Origin of the sequence: Microbacterium sp. 8M (assembly GCF_902506375.1) — a bacterium.
GTDB lineage: Bacteria > Actinomycetota > Actinomycetes > Actinomycetales > Microbacteriaceae > Microbacterium.
The window spans coordinates 2,439,414-2,463,000 of the sequence record NZ_LR733284.1; the positions used below are offsets into that span (position 1 = coordinate 2,439,414).

The 23,587-nt window shown below is 71.0% G+C and carries 23 protein-coding genes; 9 read left to right on the forward strand and 14 right to left on the reverse strand.

Annotation, left to right across the window (positions count from 1 at the left end; all coding sequences use genetic code 11):
* Nucleotides 1–19: 19 nt before the first annotated feature.
* The 5 genes from AERO9AM_RS11715 to dapA all read right to left on the reverse strand — a co-directional run bounded on the left by AERO9AM_RS11715 (nt 20) and on the right by dapA (nt 6,783).
* Complete coding sequence (locus AERO9AM_RS11715; RefSeq protein WP_159576292.1) at nt 20–547, reverse strand: CinA family protein; 528 nt, start codon at nt 545–547, stop codon at nt 20–22.
* A complete protein-coding gene (gene pgsA, locus AERO9AM_RS11720; RefSeq protein ID WP_159576293.1) occupies nt 547–1,134 on the reverse strand; it encodes a CDP-diacylglycerol--glycerol-3-phosphate 3-phosphatidyltransferase in 588 nt (195 codons plus the stop codon). The genes AERO9AM_RS11715 and pgsA overlap by 1 nt, the downstream gene beginning before the upstream one ends.
* Nucleotides 1,134–3,935 (reverse strand): DNA translocase FtsK, encoded by a 2,802-nt coding sequence (locus AERO9AM_RS11725; RefSeq protein WP_159576294.1) that lies wholly within the window; start codon nt 3,933–3,935, stop codon nt 1,134–1,136. The genes pgsA and AERO9AM_RS11725 overlap by 1 nt, the downstream gene beginning before the upstream one ends.
* 116 nt (nt 3,936–4,051) lie before the next feature.
* Nucleotides 4,052–5,728: a ribonuclease J gene (locus AERO9AM_RS11730; protein ID WP_159576295.1), complete on the reverse strand. Its 1,677-nt coding sequence runs from the start codon at nt 5,726–5,728 to the stop codon at nt 4,052–4,054.
* 77 nt (nt 5,729–5,805) lie between these two features.
* Nucleotides 5,806–6,783: a 4-hydroxy-tetrahydrodipicolinate synthase gene (gene dapA / locus AERO9AM_RS11735; RefSeq protein WP_159576296.1), complete on the reverse strand. Its 978-nt coding sequence runs from the start codon at nt 6,781–6,783 to the stop codon at nt 5,806–5,808.
* A 64-nt stretch (nt 6,784–6,847) separates the two neighbouring features.
* Here dapA and AERO9AM_RS11740 point away from each other — a divergent pair, with 64 nt between their 5' ends.
* Nucleotides 6,848–7,387 carry an NUDIX domain-containing protein gene (locus tag AERO9AM_RS11740; protein ID WP_159576297.1) on the forward strand — a complete coding sequence of 180 codons (540 nt, stop codon included), beginning with the start codon at nt 6,848–6,850 and terminating at the stop codon, nt 7,385–7,387.
* Between the two features lie 146 nt (nt 7,388–7,533).
* Here the strand turns inward: AERO9AM_RS11740 and AERO9AM_RS11745 are convergent, their stop codons facing one another.
* The 3 genes from AERO9AM_RS11745 to AERO9AM_RS11755 are packed head-to-tail and all read right to left on the reverse strand — an operon-like array spanning nt 7,534 to nt 9,592.
* The gene (locus AERO9AM_RS11745) at nt 7,534–8,295 is read right to left on the reverse strand and encodes an SDR family NAD(P)-dependent oxidoreductase (protein ID WP_159576298.1); all 762 of its coding nucleotides are present in this window, start codon (nt 8,293–8,295) and stop codon (nt 7,534–7,536) included.
* 14 nt (nt 8,296–8,309) lie between these two features.
* Nucleotides 8,310–8,786, reverse strand: a complete 477-nt coding sequence (locus AERO9AM_RS11750) for a dihydrofolate reductase (RefSeq protein WP_159576299.1) — start codon at nt 8,784–8,786, stop codon at nt 8,310–8,312.
* A complete protein-coding gene (locus tag AERO9AM_RS11755) occupies nt 8,783–9,592 on the reverse strand; it encodes a thymidylate synthase (RefSeq protein ID WP_159576300.1) in 810 nt (269 codons plus the stop codon). Before AERO9AM_RS11755 ends, AERO9AM_RS11750 begins: the two co-directional genes overlap by 4 nt.
* Nucleotides 9,593–9,730: 138 nt before the next feature.
* Here AERO9AM_RS11755 and AERO9AM_RS11760 point away from each other — a divergent pair, with 138 nt between their 5' ends.
* The 3 genes from AERO9AM_RS11760 to AERO9AM_RS11770 are packed head-to-tail and all read left to right on the forward strand — an operon-like array spanning nt 9,731 to nt 11,207.
* Nucleotides 9,731–10,165, forward strand: coding sequence for a TlpA family protein disulfide reductase (locus tag AERO9AM_RS11760; protein ID WP_159576301.1), 435 nt, complete (start codon nt 9,731–9,733; stop codon nt 10,163–10,165).
* Nucleotides 10,162–10,737 (forward strand): DUF4395 domain-containing protein, encoded by a 576-nt coding sequence (locus tag AERO9AM_RS11765; RefSeq protein WP_159576302.1) that lies wholly within the window; start codon nt 10,162–10,164, stop codon nt 10,735–10,737. The genes AERO9AM_RS11760 and AERO9AM_RS11765 overlap by 4 nt, the downstream gene beginning before the upstream one ends.
* Nucleotides 10,738–10,781: 44 nt before the next feature.
* On the forward strand, nt 10,782–11,207 hold the full coding sequence (locus tag AERO9AM_RS11770) for an OsmC family peroxiredoxin (RefSeq protein ID WP_159576303.1): 426 nt from the start codon (nt 10,782–10,784) through the stop codon (nt 11,205–11,207).
* Nucleotides 11,208–11,282: 75 nt separating this feature from the next.
* On the opposite strand, the gene AERO9AM_RS11775 is transcribed toward AERO9AM_RS11770, so the two are convergent.
* A complete protein-coding gene (locus tag AERO9AM_RS11775; protein WP_159576304.1) occupies nt 11,283–11,717 on the reverse strand; it encodes a hypothetical protein in 435 nt (144 codons plus the stop codon).
* 138 nt (nt 11,718–11,855) lie between these two features.
* Between AERO9AM_RS11775 and AERO9AM_RS11780 the strand changes: the two genes are divergently transcribed.
* Nucleotides 11,856–12,866 (forward strand): ATP-binding cassette domain-containing protein, encoded by a 1,011-nt coding sequence (locus AERO9AM_RS11780; RefSeq protein ID WP_159576305.1) that lies wholly within the window; start codon nt 11,856–11,858, stop codon nt 12,864–12,866.
* Nucleotides 12,863–13,693 (forward strand): ABC transporter permease, encoded by an 831-nt coding sequence (locus AERO9AM_RS11785; protein ID WP_159576306.1) that lies wholly within the window; start codon nt 12,863–12,865, stop codon nt 13,691–13,693. The genes AERO9AM_RS11780 and AERO9AM_RS11785 overlap by 4 nt, the downstream gene beginning before the upstream one ends.
* Before the next feature lie 38 nt (nt 13,694–13,731).
* Here AERO9AM_RS11785 and AERO9AM_RS11790 read toward each other — a convergent pair whose 3' ends face one another.
* Entirely contained in the window at nt 13,732–16,899 is a 3,168-nt protein-coding gene (locus tag AERO9AM_RS11790; protein ID WP_159576307.1) for an ATP-binding protein, read from the reverse strand.
* Nucleotides 16,896–17,642, reverse strand: coding sequence for a 4-hydroxy-tetrahydrodipicolinate reductase (gene dapB / locus AERO9AM_RS11795; RefSeq protein ID WP_159576308.1), 747 nt, complete (start codon nt 17,640–17,642; stop codon nt 16,896–16,898). Before dapB ends, AERO9AM_RS11790 begins: the two co-directional genes overlap by 4 nt.
* An 84-nt stretch (nt 17,643–17,726) precedes the next feature.
* On the opposite strand from dapB, the gene AERO9AM_RS11800 reads away from it, so the two are divergent.
* Genes AERO9AM_RS11800 through AERO9AM_RS11810 form a run of 3 tightly spaced genes read left to right on the forward strand, consistent with a single transcriptional unit; the run spans nt 17,727 to nt 19,082 of the window.
* Nucleotides 17,727–18,197: a GNAT family N-acetyltransferase gene (locus tag AERO9AM_RS11800; protein WP_159576309.1), complete on the forward strand. Its 471-nt coding sequence runs from the start codon at nt 17,727–17,729 to the stop codon at nt 18,195–18,197.
* On the forward strand, nt 18,194–18,589 hold the full coding sequence (locus tag AERO9AM_RS11805) for a hypothetical protein (RefSeq protein ID WP_159576310.1): 396 nt from the start codon (nt 18,194–18,196) through the stop codon (nt 18,587–18,589). The genes AERO9AM_RS11800 and AERO9AM_RS11805 overlap by 4 nt, the downstream gene beginning before the upstream one ends.
* Before the next feature lie 58 nt (nt 18,590–18,647).
* Nucleotides 18,648–19,082, forward strand: a complete 435-nt coding sequence (locus tag AERO9AM_RS11810; RefSeq protein ID WP_159576311.1) for a pyrimidine dimer DNA glycosylase/endonuclease V — start codon at nt 18,648–18,650, stop codon at nt 19,080–19,082.
* A gap of 154 nt (nt 19,083–19,236) precedes the next feature.
* Here AERO9AM_RS11810 and AERO9AM_RS11815 read toward each other — a convergent pair whose 3' ends face one another.
* The 3 genes from AERO9AM_RS11815 to AERO9AM_RS11825 all read right to left on the reverse strand — a co-directional run bounded on the left by AERO9AM_RS11815 (nt 19,237) and on the right by AERO9AM_RS11825 (nt 23,439).
* The gene (locus AERO9AM_RS11815; RefSeq protein WP_159576312.1) at nt 19,237–19,839 is read right to left on the reverse strand and encodes a histidine phosphatase family protein; all 603 of its coding nucleotides are present in this window, start codon (nt 19,837–19,839) and stop codon (nt 19,237–19,239) included.
* An 81-nt stretch (nt 19,840–19,920) separates the two neighbouring features.
* Entirely contained in the window at nt 19,921–20,961 is a 1,041-nt protein-coding gene (locus tag AERO9AM_RS11820) for an aldo/keto reductase (protein WP_159576313.1), read from the reverse strand.
* Between the two features lie 201 nt (nt 20,962–21,162).
* Complete coding sequence (locus tag AERO9AM_RS11825) at nt 21,163–23,439, reverse strand: polyribonucleotide nucleotidyltransferase (RefSeq protein WP_159576314.1); 2,277 nt, start codon at nt 23,437–23,439, stop codon at nt 21,163–21,165.
* Between the last annotated feature and the right edge of the window lie 148 nt (nt 23,440–23,587).

Consider the following 23,587-nt stretch of genomic DNA (forward strand, 5'->3'; position numbering starts at 1 on the left):
AACTTCTCTGACAGGAAGTCTATTCCCCGTCGACGCCCCCGGGCGCGCCGCCATCCGGATCCAGCTCGGTCAGCGCCTCGACGACCAGTGCGAGCGCCGCGTCCACGGTCGCCGCGCGGATCGCCGCCCGTTCCCCGGTGAACAGGAAGGCGCGGCTGGTGGTGCGCGCCCCCGCGCTCACCCCGATGTGCACGGTGCCGACCGGCTGCCCGCCCTGCGCCGTGGGACCGGCGACCCCCGTCGTGGCGACGCCGACGTCCGCCGCGCGCCCATCGACGGCCAGCGCGACGCGGGCCCCTGCGGCCATCTGCCGTGCGACCTCCGGATCCACCGGACCGTGCGCCGCCAGCAGCGCGCGGTCCACGCCGAGCAGGGACGCCTTGACCGGCGTCGCGTAGGCGACGACCGCGCCGTTGAGCACATCCGAGGCGCCGGGCACCCCGACGAGGGCCGCCGAGAGCGCGCCTCCGGTGAGCGACTCGGCGACCGCCAGGGTCAAGCCGCGGTCGCGCAGGGCGTCGAGCGCCTCGGCCGCCGCGTCACGCATCAGGACGCCGCATCGCGGTCAGCCCGGGATCCCCGCACCTGAGCCACGATGTAGTCGATCCCGCTGAGGATCGTGAGGATCAGCGCGATCACCATGAGCACGGTGGTCGTCACGGACCACACCGGGAGGCCGATCCACACGTGCAGCGGCAGCAGCGCCCAGGAGAGCGCGATCGCCTGCACCGTGGTCTTGATCTTGCCCATCCACGCCGCGGCGACGACGTGCTCCTTGACGATCGTGAACCGGTGGATGGTGATGCCCCATTCCCGGACGAGGATGATCAGCACGAGCCACCACCACACCTCGCCGAGGATGGCGAGGCCGATGAAGCCCGCTCCGGTGAGCAGCTTGTCCGCGATCGGATCCCAGAGCTTGCCGAAGTCGCTGACAAGGTCGTATCTGCGAGCGAGGTAGCCGTCCACCCAGTCCGTCGAGATCGCGAGGATGAACAGCGCGGCGGCGACCCAGCGCAGCACGGGCTGGGCCGCGCCGTTCGTGCCGCCCAGCAGCAGGAGGACGAAGAAGACGACCGCCAGCGGGATGCGAGCGACGGTGATCGCGTTAGGCAGCTGCCGCGGGATGGCCATCAGTCGCGTCCCGTCAGACCCCAGGCGTCCTCATCCGACTCCGCCTCGACCTCAGGGAGGCCGCGGTACTGCGCCTCCAGCGGGTCCTCGCCGTAGCGATCGGATCCGTACCCCGACGCCGCCGGGACCGGATCGGCCGGACGGGGCGGCAGCGCCGCGGCCGGGGCCGCGGGGGCCGCCGCGGCTGAGGGGGCCGCCGGAACGGACGGGACATCCTCCCCGCGCAGCTTCGCCAGCACCCCGGGCAGCTGCTCCGGCGTCACGAGCACGTCGCGGGCCTTGGACCCCTCGGACGGCCCGACGATCTCGCGCGACTCGAGGAGATCCATGAGGCGCCCGGCCTTGGCGAAGCCGACGCGCAGCTTGCGCTGCAGCATCGAGGTCGACCCGAACTGCGAGGAGACGATGAGCTCCGCGGCCGCGAGCAGGAGCTCGAGGTCGTCGCCGATGTCCTCGTCGACTTCCTTCTTCTTGCCCTCGACGGCCTCGGCGACGTCCGGGCGGTACTCCGGCCGCGCCTGACCGGTGACGTGCTTGACGACGGCGTCGATCTCGCTCTCGTCCACCCAGGCGCCCTGCAGACGGAAGGGCTTCGACGACCCCATCGGGGAGAACAGCGCGTCGCCCTGGCCGATCAGCTTGTCGGCTCCGGGGCTGTCCAGGATGACCCGGCTGTCGGTGACGCTCGTCACCGCGAACGCGAGGCGCGACGGCACGTTGGCCTTGATGAGCCCCGTGACCACGTCGACGCTCGGGCGCTGCGTGGCCAGCACCAGGTGGATGCCGCTCGCGCGGGCGAGCTGCGTGATGCGCACGATCGAGTCCTCGACGTCGCGCGGGGCGACCATCATGAGGTCGGCGAGCTCGTCCACGACCACGAGCAGGTACGGGTACGGCTTGAGCACGCGCTCGCTGCCGGGAGGCACCTCGACCTCTCCCGCGCGGACCGCGCGGTTGAAGTCGTCGATGTGGCGGAACCCGAACGACGCGAGGTCATCGTACCGCATGTCCATCTCCTTCACGACCCACTGCAGCGCCTCGGCGGCCTTCTTCGGGTTCGTGATGATGGGCGTGATCAGGTGCGGGACGCCGGCATAGCTGGTGAGCTCCACACGCTTCGGGTCGATGAGCACCATGCGCACGTCCGCCGGGCGCGCCCGCATCAGCAGGCTCGTGATCATGGAGTTCACGAAGCTGGACTTTCCGGATCCGGTGGATCCGGCCACGAGCAGGTGCGGCATCTTGGCGAGGTTTGCGACGACGAAGTTGCCGCCGACGTCCTTGCCGACGCCGATGGTCAGCGGGTGGGTGCTCTTCTGCGCCGCCGACGAGCGCAGCACATCCCCGAGCGCGACCGTCTCGCGGTCGGCATTGGGGATCTCGATGCCGATCGCGCTCTTGCCGGGGATCGGCGAGAGGATCCGCACGTCGTTCGACGCCACCGCGTAGGCGAAGTTGTTGCTCAGCTGCAGGATCTTCTCGACCTTGACGCCATGCCCCACCTCGACCTCGTACTGGGTCACTGTCGGACCCCGGGAGAAGCCGGTGACCTTCGCGTCGACGTTGAACTGGGTGAGCACGTTCGTGATCTGCTCGACCACGCGGTCGTTCGCCTCCGAGCGTGCGACCGAGGGCGGGCCCGCCTTCAGCGTGGCCGGAGACGGCAGGATGTACGGCGCCACGGGCGCCTGCGGGCCGTCCTTGCCGGGGCCGTCGGTGCCGAACCCGTCGAAGCCGGCCAGCTCGAGCTCTCCGGTGTCGCCGTCGTCGAGGAGCGCGGTGGACTGCTGTTCGGCGAGGGATTCGGCGACCGCGCGCACGTCCGTGAGCACCTCGGTGGCCGCGTCATACGGATCGTCGGTGATGACCGCCTGGTCGTACGCCGTCGCCTGCGCGGCGGTGGGCGTATCGTCCGCCGCCGTGAGCAGCTCCGTGAGGTCCTGCGAGCCGAGACCGCCCTCCGGATCCTCCTCGCGGCCCGTCTTGTTGCGCCGCCACCAGGGCAGCACGTCGGGGTCGTCGACCTTGTCCGCCTCGTCGACCGCGGCGGCATCGGACGGCTCGGCCTTCGCGGGGCGCTCCGCGTCGAACATCCAGGCGTAGAGGTCCCCCAGGCGCTGCCCGATCCGGTTCGGCGGGGTCTTGGTGAGGATCAGCACGCTGAGCCCGGAGAGCAGCGACAGCACGATGTACGCGGGGATCGCGGTCAGGTAGCTGAGCGGCTGACCGAGCAGCCAGCCGAAGAGCCCTCCCGCGGCGCTCAGCGCGACCATGCCCTGCCGAGGCTGCGGCATCCCGCCGGCGACATGGCAGAAGCCGGCCAGGGCGATCACGAACAACCCGAATCCGATGCCGATCCTGCCGTTGTCGTGCACGGACGACGGGTGACGGAAGAGCCAGCCCGCGAGGAGGAGCAGCAGCACCGGCATGATGAAGGCCGCCCGCCCGATGAGGGCGCCGACCGAATAGGCGCTGATGTTGGTCGCGACGGCGTTGCCGATGAAGAACCACTCGTTCACGGCGCCGGCCACGGCGAGCAGCACGAGCAGGAACGGGAAGCCGTCGCGACGCTGGTCCTTCTCGAGAGTCTCCAGCCCGAAGGCGCGGAACAGCCCGCCGACTCCGTGCGCGAGCCCGACCCAGGCGCGCACCATCACCGGCGGCTTGTCGGGCTCGTCGACGTACTTCTTCGGGGCGGGCGCGGCCTTGGCCTGAGTGCGCGGCTTCGCCCCGGACGTGGAACGACCGCGCGTCGAGGGCCGGTCGGCCACGCTCTTGGTCGCATTCGAACTCCTGGGCATGCCTCCACGCTAGGGCCGCAGGCCGACATCACGCCGCAATGACGCGGCATTCCGGGTGATTGCAGACCGCGGATCCGGCCCGGCCCACCGCGCGTCTCGCTTCGACGCGAGCGGGATCACGCCTCGATGACGAGCGGGACGATCATGGGACGGCGGCGCAGCTTCTGGTTCACCCAGCGCCCGATCGTGCGGCGCACGATCTGCGACAGCGCGTGGTTGTCGCGCACGCCGTTGGACGCGGCCTCCTTGAGGGCCGCCACGATCTTGGGTGCGACGTCGTCGAACACCGCGTCGTCCTCGGCGACACCCCGGGCGTGGATCTCCGGGCCGGAGATGATCCGGCCCGTGGTCGAGTCGACCACGACGATGACGGACACGAAGCCCTCCTCGCCGAGGATCCGGCGGTCCTTCAGGTCGGCGTCGGTGATCTCGCCCACCGTGGAGCCGTCCACGTAGACGAAGCCGATGTCGAGCTGCCCGGCCACGCGGGCGACGCCGTCCTTGAGGTCGATCACGGTGCCGTTGGAGCCCAGGATGGTTCGTTCCTCGGGGATGCCGGTGTCCTGGGCGAGCTTCGCGTTCGCCATCAGGTGGCGGTACTCGCCGTGCACGGGCAGCACGTTGCGCGGCGAGAGGATGTTGTAGCAGTACAGCAGCTCGCCGGCGGCGGCGTGGCCGGAGACGTGCACGCGGGCGTTCGCCTTGTGCACGACGTTCGCGCCGAGCTTGGTGAGGCCGTCGATCACGCGGTAGACCGCGTTCTCGTTGCCGGGGATCAGGCTGGAGGCGAGGATCACGGTGTCGCCAGGACCGGGCTCGATCGCGTGGTCGAGGTTGGCCATGCGGCTGAGCACCGCCATGGGCTCGCCCTGGGATCCGGTCGACATGTAGACGATGCGGTCGTCGGGGAGGTCGCGGGCCTTCTTGTAGTCGATGAGGACGCCGTCGGGCACTTTGAGGTATCCGAGCTGCTCCGCGATGGTCATGTTGCGCACCATCGAGCGCCCCAGGAAAGCGACCCGGCGGCCGTGCGCGTGCGCGGCGTCGATGACCTGCTGCACCCGGTGCACGTGGCTGGAGAAGCTCGCGACGATCACCCGGCGCGGCGCCTTGCCGATGACCTGGTCCAGCACCGGGCCGATCGAGCGCTCGGTCGGCGTGAACCCCGGAACGTCGGCGTTCGTGGAGTCGACGAGGAACAGATCCACGCCCTCCTCCCCCAGGCGGGAGAACGCGCGCAGGTCGGTGATGCGGCCGTCCAGCGGGAGCTGGTCCATCTTGAAGTCGCCCGTGGCGAGCACGAGGCCCGCCGGCGTGCGGATCGCGACGGCCAGCGCGTCCGGGATGGAGTGGTTGACCGCGACGAACTCGAGGTCGAACGGGCCGACCTTCTCGTGCTGGCCCTCCTTCACGGTGAGCGTGAAGGCCTTGATCCGGTGCTCCTTGAGCTTCGCCTCGACCAGCGCGAGGGTGAGGCTCGAGCCGATCAGCGGGATGTCGCTCTTGAGCCGCAGCAGGTACGGCACGGCTCCGATGTGGTCCTCGTGACCGTGGGTGAGCACGACGCCGACGATGTCGTCGAGGCGGTCCTTGATCGGCTCGAAATCGGGCAGGATCAGGTCGACGCCCGGCTGGTGCTCCTCCGGGAACAGCACGCCGCAGTCGACGACGAGGATCTTCCCGTCGTACTCGAAGATCGTCATGTTGCGGCCGACCTCTCCGAGCCCGCCGAGGGGCGTGACGCGGAGGGTGCCGGGGGCGAGCGCTTCGGGCTCGGCAAGGGGAAGGGTCATGTGGTGCCTCCTAGGCGGGGCGCGGCGCGCCCGAAGATCTGGTCCCTGAGCCTGCCGAAGGGCACGACGGACGGCCCTCAGCGGGTGGTGCCGTGCACCTTGGGGAGAGCGCCGCCGGCGGCGGCGTTGCGGTCGGGACGGAAGTCGGAGAAGTCCGCGCCCGGGACGTCCTTGACGAGCGCGAGCTCGTCTTCGATGAGGGCGGCCTCCCACTCCTCCGGGCCCACCAGCGGCAGGCGGACGCGGGGACTGGTGATGCGGCCGAGGCCGTGCAGGATGTACTTCGCCGCGACCGTGCCGGGAACGTGCGTCATGGCGGCGCGCACGAGCGGCTCCAAGCGCTTGTGCTCGGCCGTGGCGGTGGCCAGGTCTCCGCGGTTCACCGCATCGACGATCGTGCGGTAGGGCGCGGACGTGATGTTGGCGGTCACGCCGATGAGTCCGGTGGCGCCGATCGACAGGTGCGGCAGCACGTTCGCGTCGTCGCCCGAGAAGTACATCAGGTCGGTCTGGTTGAGCACCCGGCTGACCTCGGAGAAGTCGCCCTTGGCGTCCTTCACCGCGAGGATGTTGGGGTGCTTGGCGAGGCGCAGGATCGTCTCGTACTTGATCGGCACACCCGTGCGGCCGGGGATGTCGTAGAGGATCACGGGCAGGTCGGTGGCGTCCGCGACGAGACGGAAATGCGTGAGGATCCCGGCCTGCGTGGGCTTGTTGTAGTACGGCGTGACGATCATGATGCCGTCCGCGCCGGCCTTCTCGCTGGCCTTGTACAGCTCGATCGCGTGCGCGGTCTCGTTGGATCCGCCGCCGGTGATGATCTTGGCGCGGCCCGCGGCGACGTCCTTGCCGACCTCGACCAGACGCAGCTTCTCGGCGTCGGTGAGGGTCGACGTCTCACCGGTCGTGCCGGTCACGACGATGCCGTCGGCGCCGTCGGAGATCACACGGTCGATGTGCTTCTCGACGGAAGGCCAGTCGACCTCGCCGTCGGCCGTCATCGGGGTGATGAGGGCGACGAGCACCTGTCCGAAGGGATTGCCCGTGTGCGTCATGCCTCCAGCGTATCGGGTCGGCCGGTTCTCACGTGGCCCTCGGTCCGCCGGTTAGGCTCACGCCATGGCCTGGCACACGCGGGAATCGCGCATCGTCTATGACAACCGATGGATCTCGGTCCGCGAGGATGCGGTGACCGGCCCCGCCGGTGACGGGATCTACGGCGTCGTCACGCTGAAGAACGCGGCCGTCTTCGTCGTCGCCCTCGACGAGGAGGACCGCGTGTGCCTCGTCACGATCGACCGCTACACCACGGGGCGTTCCGTCGAGGTGCCCGCCGGCGGCACCGACGGCGAGGATCCGCTGCTCGCCGCCCGCCGCGAGCTGCGGGAGGAGACGGGGCTCGAGGCGGACGAGTGGACGCCGATCGGCACCATGAACGCCCTCAACGGCGTGACCGTCGCGCCCGAGCACGTGTTCCTGGCCCGCGGGTTGCGCCAGGCGGGCGACAGCGCGCACTCCCGGGCCGAGGAGGGCATCGACGACGTGTCGTGGGTGCCGTTCGGCGAGGCCCTGGCCATGGTCGCCGACGGGCGCATCACCGACGGCGAGACCGTGGCCGCGCTCGCGTACGCCGGGATCCGGCTCGGGCGCTTCGCCTGAAGATCCGCGCCGCCGGTCCGTCGACGCCAGCGTCGTCCGCGCCGCACGTGGGGACAGGCGAACACGCCGGATCAGGCCATCGGCCGGGCGATCCGCCTGTTCTCGCGCGTCCGCCTGTTCCGGCGTGACCGAGCCGGTGATCGCCGCTACATGCGGCCGCGGCGGGCGACCCGGGCCGTGACGGCACGCGGGACGAGGCGCGAGAGTGCGACGACCGCCTTGTAGCGCAGGGACGGGATCACGACGGATCGCCCGCGGGCGGCGGCGCGCAGACCGGCGCGGACGACGTAGGGCGCGTCGAGCCAGAGCATCCCTGGCACGCCCTCCTGCCCGGCCGCGAGGCCCATCCGGGCGTGGAACGTGGTGTGCACGAAGCCGGGGCACAGCGCGGTGACGGTCACCCCGTCGCGCGCGTACTCGTCGTTGGCCCAACGGCTGAAGCCGATCAGCCACGCCTTGCAGGCCGAGTACGTCGACCGCGAGATGAAGCCGGCCACGGAGGCCACGTTGATGATTCGGCCGCCCCGGCCGCGCATCACCCGGAGCGCAGCGTGCATGAGCCGCATCGGCGCCTCCACGTGCACGCGCAGGTGCCGCACCTCGTCGGCGATGTCGTTGTCGGCGAACTGCAGCGGCAGCCCGAACCCGGCGTTGTTCACGAGCACGTCGATCGGGCGCTCGGCGTCGGCGATCCGCGCCACGACGCGGGCGACGCCCGGCTCCTCCGCGAGATCGGCGACGATCACCTCCACGGCGACGCGGTGCCGCGCGCGCAGCTCTGCGGCGAGCGCATCCAGCGCGTCCTGCGAGCGGGCGACGAGCACGAGGTCGGCGCCGCGGTCGGCGAGCTGCCGGGCGAATTCCGCGCCGAGCCCGGCGCTGGCTCCGGTGATGAGGGCTGTGGGCATGCGGATCCGTCCTCTCAGCGCTCGTAGCTCAGGAAGCGATAGCGGATCCCGGTCCTGCTGGTCTGCCACTCCCCCTGCGCCACCAGCCGGAAGCCGTCGCGCGAGGGCGCGAACGCGTCGCCCGGGACGTCGAGGTCCAGCTCGGTGACCTCGAGCCGGTCGGCCTCACCGACCACCTCGCGGAAGATCTCCCCGCCGCCGATCACCCACGCCTCGTCGAGACCGGCCAGCGCCGCCGCCACGGAGTCCGCGGTGCGCGCGCCGTCGGCCGCCCAGCCGGTCTGCCGCGTGATCACGATGTTCTCGCGGCCGGGCAGCGGACGGAACCGTTCCGGCAGCGACTCCCACGTGCGCCGCCCCATCACGACGGGCGCGCCGAGGGTGACATCCTTGAAATGCGCGAGGTCCTCCGGGACGTGCCACGGCATGGTGCCCGAGGCGCCGATGACGCCGCCGTGCGCCTCCGCCCAGATCAGGCCGACACGGGTCATACTGCGACCGCGGCGCGGATCGCCGGGTGGTGCTGGTAGTCCTCGACCACGAAGTCCTCGTACGCGTAGTCGAAGATCGAGTCGGGCTTCCGCGTGATCCGCAGCGTCGGGTAGGGGTAAGGAGGCCGGCTGAGCTGCTCGCGCACCTGTTCGATGTGGTTGTCGTAGATGTGGCAGTCGCCGCCCGTCCAGACGAAGTCGCCGGGCTCCAGACCTGTCTGCTGCGCCACCATCAGGGTCAGCAGCGCGTAGGACGCGATGTTGAACGGCACGCCCAGGAACAGATCGGCGCTGCGCTGATAGAGCTGGCAGGACAGTTTGCCGTCGGCCACGTAGAACTGGAACAGCGCGTGGCACGGTGCGAGCGCCATGTCGGGGATGTCCGCCGGGTTCCACGCCGACACGATGATGCGGCGGGAGTCGGGCGAGGTGCGGATCTGGTCGATCACCTGCTGGAGCTGGTCGATGTGACCACCATCCGGCGTCGGCCAGGAACGCCACTGCACGCCGTAGACCGGGCCCAGATCGCCGTCCGCGTCGGCCCATTCGTCCCAGATCGTGACGCCGTGCTCCTGCAGCCAGCGCACGTTGGAGTCGCCGCGGAGGAACCAGAGCAGCTCGTACGCGATGGACTTGAAGTGCACGCGCTTGGTGGTGATGAGCGGGAAGCCCTGCGAAAGATCGAAGCGGATCTGCCGGCCGAACACGCTCGTCGTCCCGGTGCCGGTGCGATCGTCCTTGTGCGTGCCGGTGGCCAGCACGTCGCGGAGCAGGTCTTCGTACGGCGTGGGGATCGCGGCGCTCATGGGTTTCAGCGTACCGGCGACGGCGGACGAACGGGCCGTGGACCGGCGGCCGCGCGCGCACGGGGACGTGCATCGCGCGCGCTGACTCGATCCGTCATATCCGCCCCACCGCCCGGGTCGCGGACGTAGCCTCTGACCATGTCCCTGCCGATCGCCCTCGTCATCGTGGCGGCGCTGCTCGCCGCCACCGTGCTCGTCGGCGTGCTGCTGCGGCGCAGAGACGGACGCGCCGTCGCCGTGCACGGCGATCGGGTCGTGGATCCTGCCGACCTCATGCGACCGCTGGGCGCCCGCGCGACGCTGGTGCAGTTCAGCACCGAGTTCTGCGCGCGCTGCCCGCAGGTGCGTCGCCTGCTGGGATCCGTCGCCGCGGAGCGCCCCGGCGTGGTGCACACCGAGGTGGACCTCACCTCGCGCGCCGACCTCGCCGCCCGCTACCGGGTGCTCGCCACGCCGACCACGCTCGTCGTGGATCCGGACGGCCGGATCCGCTCCCGTTTCACCGGTGCGCCCAGCCGCGCCGACGTCTTGACCGCACTCGACCGCGCCCTTCCCGAGGAGGCCCGCCCATGACCGCTCCCGCCGGCATCGATCCCCGCGGCCCGCGCTTCGCCGCGTGGATCACCTCCGCCCTGCTGCTCGTCGCGACGGTGCTCGGGCTGGTCGCGGCGCCGACGTCGACCGCCGCGTCCTTCGGCTGGTTCGCGTATCAGCCCCTCGCCGGCGCCGGCTTCACGGTGGGCCCCGGCCCGTGGTGGCTGCTCCTGCAGTACCGCGCCGCTCAGCCCGCGTTCCTGCTCACGCTGGTCATCGCGCTCCTGTTCCTGTGGGGCGTGGTGTCGCCGCGCACGCAGCCGTGGAGCGTGCTGTTCCGCGGCGTCGTGCGCCCCCGCGTCGCGCCGCCGGCCGAACTGGAGGATCCGCGTCCACCGCGCTTCGCCCAGGGTGTCGGACTCTTCGTGGTGACGGCCGGCCTGCTGCTCCACCTGCTCGGCGTGCCGTGGGCGCTGCCGATCGCCACGGCGCTCGCCTTCGTCGCGGCGTTCCTCAACGCGGCGTTCGGGTTCTGCCTCGGGTGCCAGATCTACCTGCTGCTGCAGCGTGCCGGCGTCCTCGGCCGCGGCGGTTCCTCCGCCCTGGGCTGATCGGTAGGCTGGCAGCCACACACCCACCCCCGACTGGAGGAACCATGTCCGTCACGAGCGAAGCCGCTGCCACCTGGACCGGAAGTCTCATCGAGGGTGAGGGATCCGTCTCCTTCTCCTCTTCGCACCTGGGCACCTTCCCCATCAACTGGAAGGCCCGCTCGGAAGGCTCCGACACGACGACCACGCCCGAGGAGCTCATCGCCGCCGCGCACTCGTCGTGCTTCAGCATGGCGCTCTCGCACGCCCTGGCCGAGAACGGGACCCCGCCCGAGCGCGTGAACACCACCGCGTCGGTCACCTTCAAGCCCGGCGTCGGCATCACCGGCAGCCACCTCAACGTGAACGCATCCGTCCCCGGGCTCGACGCGGAGGCCTTCCAGCGTCTCGCCGAGGAGGCGAAGAAGGGCTGCCCCGTCTCGGCCGCCCTCTCGGGGATCGAGATCACCCTCGAGGCGACGCTCGCCTGAGCGACGTTCCCGCACTCCGCGAAGGGCTGCGTCTCCTCGGAGATGCGGCCCTTCGTCGTGCCGGGGCCGTGAGGTCTACTTCGCCAGCCGGATCGCCGCACGGATGGCGGCGCGGGCGTCCTTGCGGTGCCCCGCGGCGTCCTGCACGACGCCGAGCCGGTACTGGGCGCGCCAGTCCGCGGGCTCCGCGGCCGCCGCAGCGCCGTACTCGGCGAGCAGCCGGTCCGCATCCTCGGGCAGCAGGCGCCCGTTGGGCCGCAGCCGGTCGGGGGCAGCGGGCATGCCGCCCTCGGCGTCCAGCGTGCGCCCCAGCCGGTCGGCGGCGAGACCGAACTGCAGCTCGCGCACCAGTGCCCAAGCGCCGATCAGCGGCATCACCAGCAGTGCCACGCCCATCGTGACGCCCAGCACCTGGCCCGAGCCGAGCAGCACCACCGCGCGCCAGCCGACCAGCGCGATGTACAGCACGAGGAGCACGGCCATGACGGCGACGCCGATGCGGGATCCCATCCCTCCATCCTAGGTCGGCGGGTTCGACGCAACCGGGTCGCTGCCGTCGACTCGGCGGGACGGCACCCCGACAGCGCCCGAAAGACCGTGACAGCGCCGCGACAGCACGGCGAAAGCGGGTCGGCGGATGCTCGGAGCATGACGAATCCCACCACCGACTGGGCCCTCGAGGCCGACGGACTCGTGAAGGTGTTCGGAACGAACCGCGCAGTCGACGGCGTCGACCTGCAGGTGCGCACCGGCGCCGTCTACGGCGTCCTCGGCCCCAACGGCGCCGGAAAGACCACGACCATCAACATGCTGGCGACGCTGCTGCGTCCGGACGGCGGCACGGGCCGCGTGTTCGGGCACGACGTCGTCCGCGAACCGCACATCGTGCGGCAGCTCATCGGCGTCACCGGGCAGTTCGCCTCTGTCGACGAGTCCCTGTCCGCCACGGAGAACCTCATGATCTTCGCCCGCCTCCTGGGGCTCAGCCGCAGCGAGGCGCGGGCGAAGTCCGCCGACCTCCTCGAGCGCTTCGGGCTGTCCGATGCGGCCCGCCGCCCGCTGAAGAACTTCTCGGGCGGGATGCGACGCCGCCTCGACCTCGCCGCCTCGCTGCTCGCGCAGCCGCCGCTGATCTTCCTGGACGAGCCCACCACGGGTCTCGACCCGCGCACCCGGGGACAGATGTGGGACACGATCCGCGAGCTCGTGAACACAGGATCCACGGTGCTGCTCACCACCCAGTACCTGGATGAGGCCGATCAGCTCGCCGACCGGATCGCCGTGATCGACCGCGGCAAGGTCGTCGCGGAGGGCACCCCCGACGACCTCAAGGCATCGGTCGGCACCTCCTCGCTGCAGCTGCGGGTGCGCGACGCCGGCGACACGGCCGATGCGCTGAAGGCCATCGAGCAGACCCTCGGCGTCCGCGGGGTCCTGTCCCCCGAGGCTTCCCGGATCACCGCCCCCATGGCGGATCCGGACCGCGTCGCCGAACTGCTGATCATGTTCCGCGAAGCCGGCATCTCGCTCGCCGAGATGAGCGTGCAGAAGCCCACCCTCGACGAGGTGTTCCTCACGATCACCGGCCACCCGGCCGAGGAGGACGCCGCCGACGCCTCCCCCCACACGCCCGCAGCCACCCAGGAGGTCCGCGCATGACCGTTCTCTCCCCCGTCGCCGGCCGCATCGTGCCGGCGTCCGAGCGCCGGCTGAGCCCGCGCGCCAGCCTGTCGCTGACCCTCCGCAACACCGTCACCATGGCGGCGCGCGGCCTCATCAAGATCCGGCGGACGCCCGAGCAGCTCGTCGATGTGACGGTGCAGCCGATCCTGTTCACCCTGATGTTCACGTACATCTTCGGCGGAGCGATCTCGGGCAACGTCACGAACTACCTCCCGGTGATCATCCCCGGCATCCTCGTGCAGACCGTCATCACGACCTCGGTCGTCACCGGGGTGCAGCTGCGCGAAGACATGGACAAGGGCGTGTTCGATCGGTTCCGCTCGCTGCCGATCGCGCGCATCGCCCCGCTGTCCGGGGCGCTGCTCGCCGACACCATCCGCTACGGGATCGCGACCGTGCTCACCTTCGCGATGGGCTTCGTCATGGGCTTCCGCCCCGCAGGCGGCCTCGGTGCCGTGATCGGCGCGGGGCTGCTGGTGATCGTGTGCTCCTGGGCGATCAGCTGGATCTTCGCCTTCGCGGGCGTCATCGCCCGCACCGCGTCGAGCGTGCAGGGCATCTCGATGATGATCCTGTTCCCGCTCACGTTCCTGTCCAACGCCTTCGTCCCCGTCGACACGATGCCTGGCTGGCTGCAGTGGTTCGTGAACGTCAACCCGGTCTCGCACCTGGTCACCGCCGTCCGCGACCTCGTCAACACCGGTGCGTTCGGCGTGGACGCCTGGGTGTCGCTGCTCGGCGCGGCCGTGATCGTGGCGGTCTTCGCCCCGCTCACCGTGCGAGCGTACATGCGCAAGGCGTGACGGACGTCGCCCCCGATCGGCCCCTGGATCCGCCGGATTCAGGGGCCGACGCGTGCACCGAGAACCGCGAGTCCGCGCACCACGCGCTCTGCGGGTTCGAGCGTTGCGGCGGCGGCACGGGCATGCGCCAGCGCGTCGGCTCCCGCGAGGCGCTCCGCATCGGCGAGGTGCGCGCCGAGGTCAAGGCTCGGCATGTTCTGCCGCCCGCCGAGCACCTCGGCCAACGCGATCGCCTCGGCCCCGCGGTCCACGAGCCCAGGACGGCGCACAGCCCAGGCCGACCAGCCCAGCAGGGCGGTGCCGAGCACCGGCCGGTCCACGCCCTCCCGCCGCAGCCGGCACGCGGCGATCGTGCGAGTGCGCAGCCGTCGTTCCCAGACGAGGAGTTCGGACTCCGCAACCCCGAGAGATCTCGCCGCGACGGAGACGTACCCCGCCAGCGCCATCAGATACCACGGAGAGCGCCGGTGCGCCGGATCCGCGAAGGCCGCCATCGCACGCGCGAAGGCATCGGCGGCGTTCGCCGTCCTCCCGTCCAGGAGCTCGGCCTCGGCGAGGCCGTAGAGCCCGATCGACGCGAGCTCGACCCCGTCCTGGCTGAGGCCCCCCTCTTGGATGAGCCGCGTGAACAGGGCCCGCGCCTCGCCGCTGCGCCCCAGGCACAGCAGCACGCCTCCGCGCACCCATTCCTGATGGTTGATCTGGTCCTGGGCGTCGAACTCCTCGAAGACCGCGGTCGCACGCTCCATCCACGTCATCGCCTCGAGGGGGCGAGCCGACTGCGCGGCGAGTTGCGCCGCGAGATCCGCCGCCATCCCCTCGGCCCAGCGCTCGCCGAGACCTCGCGCGCGCTGCCACGCTCGGCGGGCTGCCTCCATCGCGACCTCGGCCTCGCCGTCGTTCTCGGCACGATGCGAGAGCAGCACGTCCGCCGTGAGCAGGGCCCACGGATCCGACTCTTCCGGCTCTGCGGAGACCGATCCCATCGGCCCTCCGCGTCCCACGGTGAGCAGCGCGTCGGCGACGAGCGCCCAGGCCGGGGCGACCGCGTCACCCGCCGCCGCCAGCGCGCGCGCCGTGAACGCGAGGCCGCGTGCGGAGCGCGGATCTCCGCTGATCATGCTGCCCAGGGAGGCCATGACGAGAGCCATGACACGCAGATCGGGTTCGATATCACCTGACGGCACCGCATCCGCCACGTCGATCATGGGGCCGGCATAGCCGATGAACTCCGTGAACGAGCCTCGGATGAACCAGGACTGCCCGAGCACCGTGAACAGGCGCACCGCGTCGGCGCCCCGGCCGGCCGAGATCAGATGGCGCAGCACGTGGACGAGGTTGTCGTGCTCTCGCGTGATCGCGCGATGCGCCTGGGCGGTCAGCCCCGACGGCAGGACGCGCGCCCTGGCGCCGTGCTCCTCGGCGAACGAGAGCGCCCAGGCGACGACCGCCTCCCATGCGCGGTCCTCCGCGTCCGCATCGACGAGCCTGTCCCGACCGAACTCGCGCACGGTCTCGAGCATGCGGAAACGCACCGCCTGATCGGCGCCGTCGTCGATCACGTTCAGGAGCGAGTGCGAGACGAGGCGTTCGAGCACGTCGTCCGCCGGTGCCGTCAGCACCGCCTCGGCGGTCTCCTCGGAGAAGCCGCCGGGAAGCACGGAGAGCATCGCGAGCGCATGCTGAGCCTCTGCGTCGAGCAGATCCCAGCTCCACTCGATCACCGCCTCGAGGGTGCGATGCCGCTCCGGAGCCGAACGGTCTCCCGTGGTGAGCAGGGCGAACCGGTTCTCCAGGCGGCGCTCGATCTGCTCGGGCGTCATCGTGCGCACCCGCGCGGCGGCGAGCTCGATCGCGAGCGGGAGTCCGTCCAGCCGTGCGCACAGGCGCGCGACGACCTCGAGCTCCAGCGTCGCCGACGGCCGCGCCGCGCGGGCGCGGTCGAGGAACAGCCGCACGGCGGGCGCCGCATCGGTCACCGCGATCTCCAGCGGCTCCAGCGGGAGCACGCGCTCCGCCCCGATGGCCAAAGGCGCGCGACTCGTGGTGAGGATCCGCAGCGACGGCACCGCAGCGAGCAGATCGGATGACCACCATGCCACGGCGTCGATCACCTGCTCGCAGTTGTCCAGCACGAGCATCGTCTCGCGGTCGCCGAGCGCGGCGACGATGCGGGCGCCGAGGTCGGGACGCGGACGCTGCTCGGCGAGCCTGCCGCCGGGCGCATTCTCGCTGATGCCGAGCGCGGCCGCGATCGCCACAGGAACGCCCGCGCCGTCGCGCACGCCGGCCAAGGGCACGACGACGACGGAATGCGCATCCGACTCGAGCGCCAGGGCCTGCGCGAGCCGGGTCTTGCCGAGGCCCCCGGCGCCCAGGATCGTCACCACGCGGGCTTCGCGGAGCAGAGCACGGGCGCGTGCGAGCGCGTCGTCACGGCCGATGAGCTCGTTCGGGGCCGCCTGCACGCCGATGCGCACGCGCGGACCGCCGTCGCTGCTGCGCAGCAGCCGCGCGTTGAGCTCGGTGATCGCCGGTCCCGGCGAGGCGCCCAGGGCGTCGGCCAGGGCGGTGCGCAAGGCGGCGAAGACCGCGAGCGCCTCTGCGGAGCGTCCGTCGGCCGCGAGCGCCGACATCAGCGCCGCCTGAGCCGTCTCGTCGAGGGGACGCGCGGAGGCGAGCTCCCGGAGAATGCCGATGCCCTCCGCCGCGCTCCCCGTGCGCACGAGCTCCGTGGCGAGGCAGCCCCGCAGGGCGTCGTGCAGAGTTCCGGCCTCCGCGGCGAGATCCGCGCCGACCGGCGATCCGCCGAGGTCGGCGCCGGGCTCGCCGCGCCACAGTCCGATCGCCTCGCGCAGCAACCGGATCCGCTCCGGGTCGCCCTGCGGAAGCGCCTCGGCGAGCGACTGCAGCCGACGGGCGGTGTGCAGATCGGTGTCTTCGGTGCCGAGCGCGTACCCGCCCGGTCCGCTCGCGATCGCGTCGGCCCCCGCGGTCGCCCTGGCCCGGGAGACCAGGGTCTGCAGGGCCGCCCGCGGATTCTGCGGCTGCTCCTCGCCCCACACGTCGTCCGCGAGCGCCGCGACGGAACGCGTGGTCCCCGTACCCGCGAGCACGAGCGCCGCGAGCATCGCCCGCATCGGAGTCCCGCCGGCGTCGCGATCCGCGATCCGCACCGGTCCGAGCACGCCGATGCGCGTCGTCATGCGCGCGGCCGGATCCCCAGGTCGATGACGTTCTCGAGGCCCACGACGACGCCACGGAGGTCGCGCGCATACGGCAGCGCGAGGCGGATCCCCGGGGCGTAAGCTGCAGCGGACTGCACGGTGTCGTGCACGATCGAGAGCGACTCGCCCGGTCCGGACAGGATGACCTCCTGCTTGGCGATCACACCGGGGCGGCGCAGCGAGTGCACCGGCACACCGGACACCTGCTGACCGCGGGCACGCTGGTCGACGTGGGGCGCATCGACGGGACCCTGCTCCGCGCGGGCGGCGGCGATGAGCTCTGCGGTGCGCACCGCGGTGCCGCTGGGAGAGTCGATCTTGGTGTGCTGGTGCGCCTCGATGATCTCCACGGAGCGGAAGAACGGCGCAGCCAAGGTGGCCAGGGCCGTGCCCAGGACGGATCCGATCGAGAAGTTGGGAACGAACAGCGCGCCGATGCCGGCCTCGTCGATGACCGGTCGCATCTGGGCGATCCGCGCCGCCGACCATCCGGAGGTGCCGACGAGGACGTTGATGCCCCGATCCGCGGCGGCGCGCACGATCTCCACGCTCGAGGCCGGCGTGGTCGCGTCGACCACGAGGTCGGCGCCGTCGAGCTCGTCCATCGTGCTCGCGGAACCCAGCACCGCGCCGAGCTCGAAGCCGTCGAGGTGCGCGATCACGTCGCCGATGATGGAGCCGAGCTTGCCGGAGGCGCCCACCAGGGCAACGCGCGTCGTCATGCCCTCAGTCTATTCAGGCGGTCGGACGTGCCGGTCCCGCGCGGCAAGGGGCCGGACCGGCGCTCGGGGGAATAGCGTCGGAGCATGCCCACGTTCCGCATCGCCTCCCCCGAGGCCGCCGACGCCCACGCCGTGCTGGTCGAGTACTTCACGCTGCGCGCCGCGGAGTTCCCCGGCGGGACCTACTCCCCCACGTACCCGACCGCCGCCGCCTTCCAGGACCCCGACGGCGTCTTCCTGCTGCTCGAGGACGACGGCGCGATCGTCGGGTGCGGAGGCGTCCGCCGCGTCGCGATGCCGGACGGGGAAGCCGACGTGTTCGAGATCAAGCACGTGTTCTTGCGTCCCGAGACGCGCGGACGCGGCTGGGGCCGGCTGCTGCTGGACGAGCTGGAGCGCCGCGCCCGCGACCTCGGCGCCCGCGCGCTCGTGCTCGACACTCATCACACCCTCGAGGCGGCGGGCCACCTGTATCGCAAGAGCGGCTTCACCGAGATCCCGCGCTACAACGCCAACCCCAACGCTTCTGTTTGGTTACGTAAGGAACTCCCATGACGGATGGCACCCGTCTGGTTCAGCAACGTATGCGGAACCGTTTGATGGATTACCTCGAACTCGCCGGGTCGTTCGACGCGCAGCGGACCTACGACTCACACCACGTGGTCAACGTCGCCCATGAGGTGATCAACCAATGGGAAGACTGCGTTCCCGACGCGCTGTGGGAAGTCGAGTCGAACAAGACCGTCTACAGTTCGGACGAGATCGATGCGCTGAAGCAGTTCCACCGCACCTGGGCACATGCAGCCAGCGCCGTTCCGGATGGCTACCCCGACCTGGCCGACGTGCATGCCCTGCCCGAATGGTCAGAGTTACGAGTTGAGGCGCAACGAGCCTTGGCAACGTTCCTCATACGGGGCAGGTTGCCCGAGGATCACGCGATCTCATGAGCAAGAACAACGACATCCCGAACGCAACCCGGTGGTACCGGAAGGAGACGAGCCAGGCATGAGGCTCTGGTCGATGCACCCGCGCTACTACGACCGGCAGGCGCTGACGGCATGCTGGCGGGAAGGGCTGCTCGCGCAGGCGGTGATCGCTGATCCCCGGCGACGCGGCTACGCGCACCACCCGCAGCTGCAGCGGTTCCGTGCGGTACCGGATCCGCTCGCCGCGATCGGCGACTATCTGTCCGCGGTCGTGGACGAGGCGGACGCGCGCGGCTACCGGTTCGCGCGGGAGAAGGTCCTGCGCACCGGTCCCGTCGAGCGGATCCCGGTGGCCCGCGGTCAGCTCGAGTACGAGTGGGGGCATCTGCTCCGCAAGCTGGAGGTGCGCACGCCGGCGGCCTGGGAGCACTGGCGCGGCGTGCCGCTGCCCGATCCGCATCCGCTGTTCGTCGTGGTGGACGGGCCGATCGCCGACTGGGAGCGCGTCAGCTGATCCGGGCCGGCACGCACGTCGTCTCTCCATCGCGACGATGAGCACGCGATGTGACGATCTGCACGCGCATAGGTCGATCTCGTGTGCTGATCGTCACAGGGTGCGCGGATCGTCGCCGCGCCCGGGCGGAGGTCGGAGCGCGTCGGGTGAGAGGTCAGACCGCGAGCGGATCCGGCAGGCCGGTGCGCAGCTCGACCGGCAAGTGGCTCAGGTCGTTGTGCGCCAGCAGGCTCCACGGGCGCCCCTGCTTCTGCGCGATCACGGTGAGGCCGCAGTTGGCCTGATTCAGGGTCATCCAGCGCCACTCCGGCGCTTCCAGCACCTCGCGCACGAACCAGCCGATCACGAAGTTGTGCGTGATGAGCACCTCGTGCACGTCGCCCGGCTTGCGCACCAGGAACTCATTGACGGCGTCGGCCATCTGCGCCCGTCCCGCCTCGATCTCCGCCTCGGTGACGGATCCGAAGAACGGCTCGAAGGCGGCGGGGGTCTCCTCGGTCATGCCCGTGGGCACGCAGTCGAAGAGCAGGGCGGACGGCTCCGCCTCGACCGAGGGGATCCGCTCCGAGATGGCACGGGCGGTCTCCGCCGCACGCAGCAGCGGCGAGTGCCAGATGGCGTCGAGCGGCAGCCCCGACAATCGGGCGGCGATGAGCTCGGCCTGGCGCCTGCCTCGAGGCGAGAGAGGTCCGTCGGTGAGGCCGTGCTCCGCGTCCTGATGTTCGCCGTGCCGGACCAGATAGATGTAATGGGTCACAACCGCTCGCCTCGTCTCCGACTCCGTGGTCGGGGTGCCTCCAGCCTATGTCACAGATCGGACACGGCGATCGCCGCCGGGTCAGCTCGCCGCGCGGGTGAGCTCAGCGAGCTGCGCGCGGCCGAGGGCGACACCCGCGCCCTGCATGAGTTCGTCGACCTGCTCGGTGGCGAACGCGTTGACGATCGGGGCGGTCACGGTGCGCTGCGCGAGCAGCCAGCCGATCGCGACCGCGGCCACCGGGACGTGCAACTCCTCGGCGGCGAGATCGAGCGCACGCAGCACCTTGATGCCGCGACGGTTGATGTTGCTGCGCAGCTGCATGCCGCGCACGCCCTGCAGCGCCTGCTTCGAGCGGTGCCGGCCGGACAGGAACCCGTGCTCGAGGGCGTGCGAGGGCGTCACCGCCAGACCCTGAGCCGCGGCCACGAGCCGAAGGTCGCCCTCGAACTCCGCCCGGCGCACGAGGTTGTACGGCTCGTCGAGCACCTCGATGCGCGGGTAGCCGGCCGAGGCCAGGATCCGGGCCTCGACGAGGCGCTCCGCGGAGAACCCGAAGGCGCCGAGCACGCGCACCTTCCCCGTCTCCACCAGCCACTCCGCGGTGGCGAGGGTGTCCTCCAGGGGACTGCCGTCGTCGACCGTGCCGTCGAGGTAGAGCACGTCGATGCGCTCCACGCCGAGGCGGTTCAGCGACGCCTCCGCCGCGCGGACGAGGTTCACCGGGCCGATGCCCGGGTTGTCGGGGTGGCCGCCGACACGCACGGTCAGCACGATGTCGTCGCGGTTGCCGCGCGCCGCGAGCCAGCGGCCGATGATGTGCTCGCTGCGACCCGCGGCGAAGCTGTCCGCCGTGTGGACGGCGTTGCCGCCGAACTCGGCGTAGCGGTCGAGGATGCGCAGCGCGGTGTCGGCGTCGGTGTTCCAGCCGAACTCCGCGCCGCCGAGGATGAGCGGAAAGGCACGGATGCCGGTCTCGCCGATCGGCACGCGCAGACCTGCACCGACGCCCGGGCCGATGACCGGGATCGGCGCAGACGGGTGCGGCGGGACGACCGCGGGCGCCGTGGTGACGGCAGGCGCGGCACCGCCGGCTGCGGATCCGACGCTGAAGAGACGCATGCGATCACCCCCGTGTCTGCTGCGTTGCTTTCCGAGACGCACCCCCCGGTGCGCTCTCTTCGAGGGTACGGGAGGCCACCGACGCTTCCGTTCATTGAGTCGACGCGGAGGCGAACAATCGGTAACGGTTCGATCACGAATACGCGAAGAGGCCCGTCATGTCCTCCTTTCGGCGGACATGACGGGCCTCTTCTGCGGCTATCAGGCCTCGGCGGTCTCGGCGGCCGGCTCCGCGGCCTCAGCCGGAGCCTCGTCGATGACGGGCTCGAGCGAGAGCTTGCCGCGGTCGTCGATCTTCGTGATCTTCACGAGGATCTTCTGGCCGACGGAGAGCACGTCCTCGACGTTCTCGACACGCTTGCCACCGGCGAGCTTGCGCACCTCGGTGACGTGCAGGAGGCCGTCCTTGCCCGGGAGCAGGGAGACGAACGCACCGAAGGTCGCGATCTTGACGACCGTGCCCAGGAACTGCTCGCCGACCTCGGGGTTGGTCGGGTTGGCGATCGCGTTGACCTGGGCGCGGGCGGCCTCGGCCGACGGGCCGTCGGTCGCGCCGATGTAGACGGTGCCGTCCTCCTCGATGGAGATCTGCGCGCCGGTCTCGTCCTGGATCGCGTTGATCGTCTTGCCCTTGGGGCCGATCAGCTCGCCGATCTTGTCGACCGGGATCTGCACGCTGATCACGCGCGGTGCGGTCGGGGCCATCTCGTCCGGGCTGTCGATCGCGGCGTTGAGCACGTTGAGGATCGTCAGGCGCGCGTCCTTGGCCTGGGTCAGCGCGCCGGCGAGCACCTCGGAGGGGATGCCGTCGAGCTTGGTGTCCAGCTGGATCGCGGTGACGAACTCGCTCGTGCCGGCGACCTTGAAGTCCATGTCGCCGAGGGCGTCCTCGGCGCCGAGGATGTCGGTGAGCGCCGCGTAGCGGGTCTCGCCGTCGACCTGGTCGGACACGAGGCCCATCGCGATGCCCGCGACCGGGGCGCGCAGCGGCACACCGGCGTTCAGCAGCGACAGGGTCGACGCGCAGACGGAGCCCATCGACGTGGAGCCGTTGGATCCGAGGGCCTCGGAGACCTGACGGATCGCGTAGGGGAACTCCTCGCGGCTCGGCAGAACCGGAACGAGGGCGCGCTCGGCGAGGAAGCCGTGCCCGATCTCGCGACGCTTCGGCGAGCCCACGCGGCCGGTCTCACCGGTCGAGTAGGGCGGGAAGTTGTAGTGGTGCATGTAGCGCTTGCTCGTCGTGGGCGACAGCGAGTCGATCTGCTGCTCCATCTTGAGCATGTTCAGCGTCGTGACGCCCAGGATCTGGGTCTCACCGCGCTGGAAGATCGCGGAGCCGTGCACGCGCGGAATGACCTGCACCTCGGCGTCCAGCGGGCGGATGTCCGCGAGACCGCGGCCGTCGATGCGGACGCCCTCGGTGAGGATCCGGCCGCGCACGATCTTCTTCGTGACCGACTTGTAGGCGGCGGAGAACTCGCTGAGGGCGACCTCCGGCTGCTCCCCGGCCTCGACCGCGGCGACGAGCTCGGCCTTGACGCGGTCCTTGACGGCGTCGTCGGCGTTCTGGCGCTCCTGCTTGTCGGCGATCTGGTAGACGTCGACGAGCTCGGCGAACGCGCGGGACGAGACGAAGTCGTAGGTCTCCTCGCTGTACGGCAGGAAGACCGGGTACACACCCGGCTCCTTCGACGCCTGCGCGGCCAGGTCGGCCTGCGCCTTGACGAGCTGCGAGATGAACGGCTTGGCGGCCTCGAGGCCCTGCGCGACGATGTCCTCGCTGGGCTTGGTGGCGCCGGCCTTGATCAGGTTCCAGCTGCCCTCGGTGGCCTCGGCCTCCACCATCATGATGGCGACGTCCTCGGTGCCGTCACCCTTGGTGACGACGCGGCCGGCGACGACGAGGTCGAACACGGCCTGCTCGACCTGCTCGGCGTTCGGGAACGCGACCCACTGGTCGGCGTGCTCGCCCTGCCCGGGGATGAACGCGAGGCGCACACCGGCGATGGGGCCGGAGAACGGCAGGCCCGAGATCTGGGTCGACGCGGAGGCCGCGTTGATCGCGAGCGCGTCGTAGAACTCGCCCGGGGCGATGCTCAGGACCGTGATGACGATCTGGACCTCGTTGCGCAGGCCGTCGACGAACGACGGGCGCAGCGGGCGGTCGATGAGACGGCAGACGAGGATCGCCTCGGTGGAGGGGCGGCCCTCGCGGCGGAAGAACGAGCCGGGGATCTTGCCGGCCGCGTACGAGCGCTCCTCGACGTCGACGGTGAGCGGGAAGAAGTCGAAGCCCTCGCGCGGCGACTTGCTGGCGCTCGTGGCCGAGAGCAGCATCGTCTCCTCGTCGAGGTAGGCGGCGACCGCGCCCTGCGCCTGCTGTGCGAGACGGCCCGTCTCGAAGCGGACGGTGCGGGTGCCGAAGCGGCCGTTATCGAGAACGGCCTCGGTGGCAGTGATTTCAGGACCTTCCAAGAGGTCTCTCCTTCTTTGTTTAGGCTCGCTCTCCCGTGTGGAGCGCGAGCATGGACGGATGCACACAGAGGCATCCCTTCCGATCCTATCAGCGCGGCACCGTGCAACCGGCCGGAGGTCGGCACCCGCACTCCCCCGAGCCCCGAGG

Coding starts and splice junctions, on each gene's coding strand:
- AERO9AM_RS11770 (WP_159576303.1), top strand. CDS start 10,782: ATGTCCGTCACGAGCGAAGCCGCTGCCACCTGGACCGGAAGTCTCATC.
- AERO9AM_RS11800 (WP_159576309.1), top strand. CDS start 17,727: ATGCCCACGTTCCGCATCGCCTCCCCCGAGGCCGCCGACGCCCACGCC.
- AERO9AM_RS11725 (WP_159576294.1), bottom strand. CDS start 3,935: ATGCCCAGGAGTTCGAATGCGACCAAGAGCGTGGCCGACCGGCCCTCG.
- AERO9AM_RS11760 (WP_159576301.1), top strand. CDS start 9,731: ATGTCCCTGCCGATCGCCCTCGTCATCGTGGCGGCGCTGCTCGCCGCC.
- AERO9AM_RS11785 (WP_159576306.1), top strand. CDS start 12,863: ATGACCGTTCTCTCCCCCGTCGCCGGCCGCATCGTGCCGGCGTCCGAG.
- AERO9AM_RS11780 (WP_159576305.1), top strand. CDS start 11,856: ATGACGAATCCCACCACCGACTGGGCCCTCGAGGCCGACGGACTCGTG.
- dapA (WP_159576296.1), bottom strand. CDS start 6,783: ATGACGCACACGGGCAATCCCTTCGGACAGGTGCTCGTCGCCCTCATC.
- AERO9AM_RS11750 (WP_159576299.1), bottom strand. CDS start 8,786: ATGACCCGTGTCGGCCTGATCTGGGCGGAGGCGCACGGCGGCGTCATC.
- AERO9AM_RS11765 (WP_159576302.1), top strand. CDS start 10,162: ATGACCGCTCCCGCCGGCATCGATCCCCGCGGCCCGCGCTTCGCCGCG.
- AERO9AM_RS11820 (WP_159576313.1), bottom strand. CDS start 20,961: ATGCGTCTCTTCAGCGTCGGATCCGCAGCCGGCGGTGCCGCGCCTGCC.
- AERO9AM_RS11740 (WP_159576297.1), top strand. CDS start 6,848: ATGGCCTGGCACACGCGGGAATCGCGCATCGTCTATGACAACCGATGG.
- AERO9AM_RS11805 (WP_159576310.1), top strand. CDS start 18,194: ATGACGGATGGCACCCGTCTGGTTCAGCAACGTATGCGGAACCGTTTG.
- AERO9AM_RS11810 (WP_159576311.1), top strand. CDS start 18,648: ATGAGGCTCTGGTCGATGCACCCGCGCTACTACGACCGGCAGGCGCTG.
- dapB (WP_159576308.1), bottom strand. CDS start 17,642: ATGACGACGCGCGTTGCCCTGGTGGGCGCCTCCGGCAAGCTCGGCTCC.
- AERO9AM_RS11755 (WP_159576300.1), bottom strand. CDS start 9,592: ATGAGCGCCGCGATCCCCACGCCGTACGAAGACCTGCTCCGCGACGTG.
- pgsA (WP_159576293.1), bottom strand. CDS start 1,134: ATGGCCATCCCGCGGCAGCTGCCTAACGCGATCACCGTCGCTCGCATC.
- AERO9AM_RS11745 (WP_159576298.1), bottom strand. CDS start 8,295: ATGCCCACAGCCCTCATCACCGGAGCCAGCGCCGGGCTCGGCGCGGAA.
- AERO9AM_RS11730 (WP_159576295.1), bottom strand. CDS start 5,728: ATGACCCTTCCCCTTGCCGAGCCCGAAGCGCTCGCCCCCGGCACCCTC.
- AERO9AM_RS11715 (WP_159576292.1), bottom strand. CDS start 547: ATGCGTGACGCGGCGGCCGAGGCGCTCGACGCCCTGCGCGACCGCGGC.
- AERO9AM_RS11775 (WP_159576304.1), bottom strand. CDS start 11,717: ATGGGATCCCGCATCGGCGTCGCCGTCATGGCCGTGCTCCTCGTGCTG.
- AERO9AM_RS11790 (WP_159576307.1), bottom strand. CDS start 16,899: ATGACGACGCGCATCGGCGTGCTCGGACCGGTGCGGATCGCGGATCGC.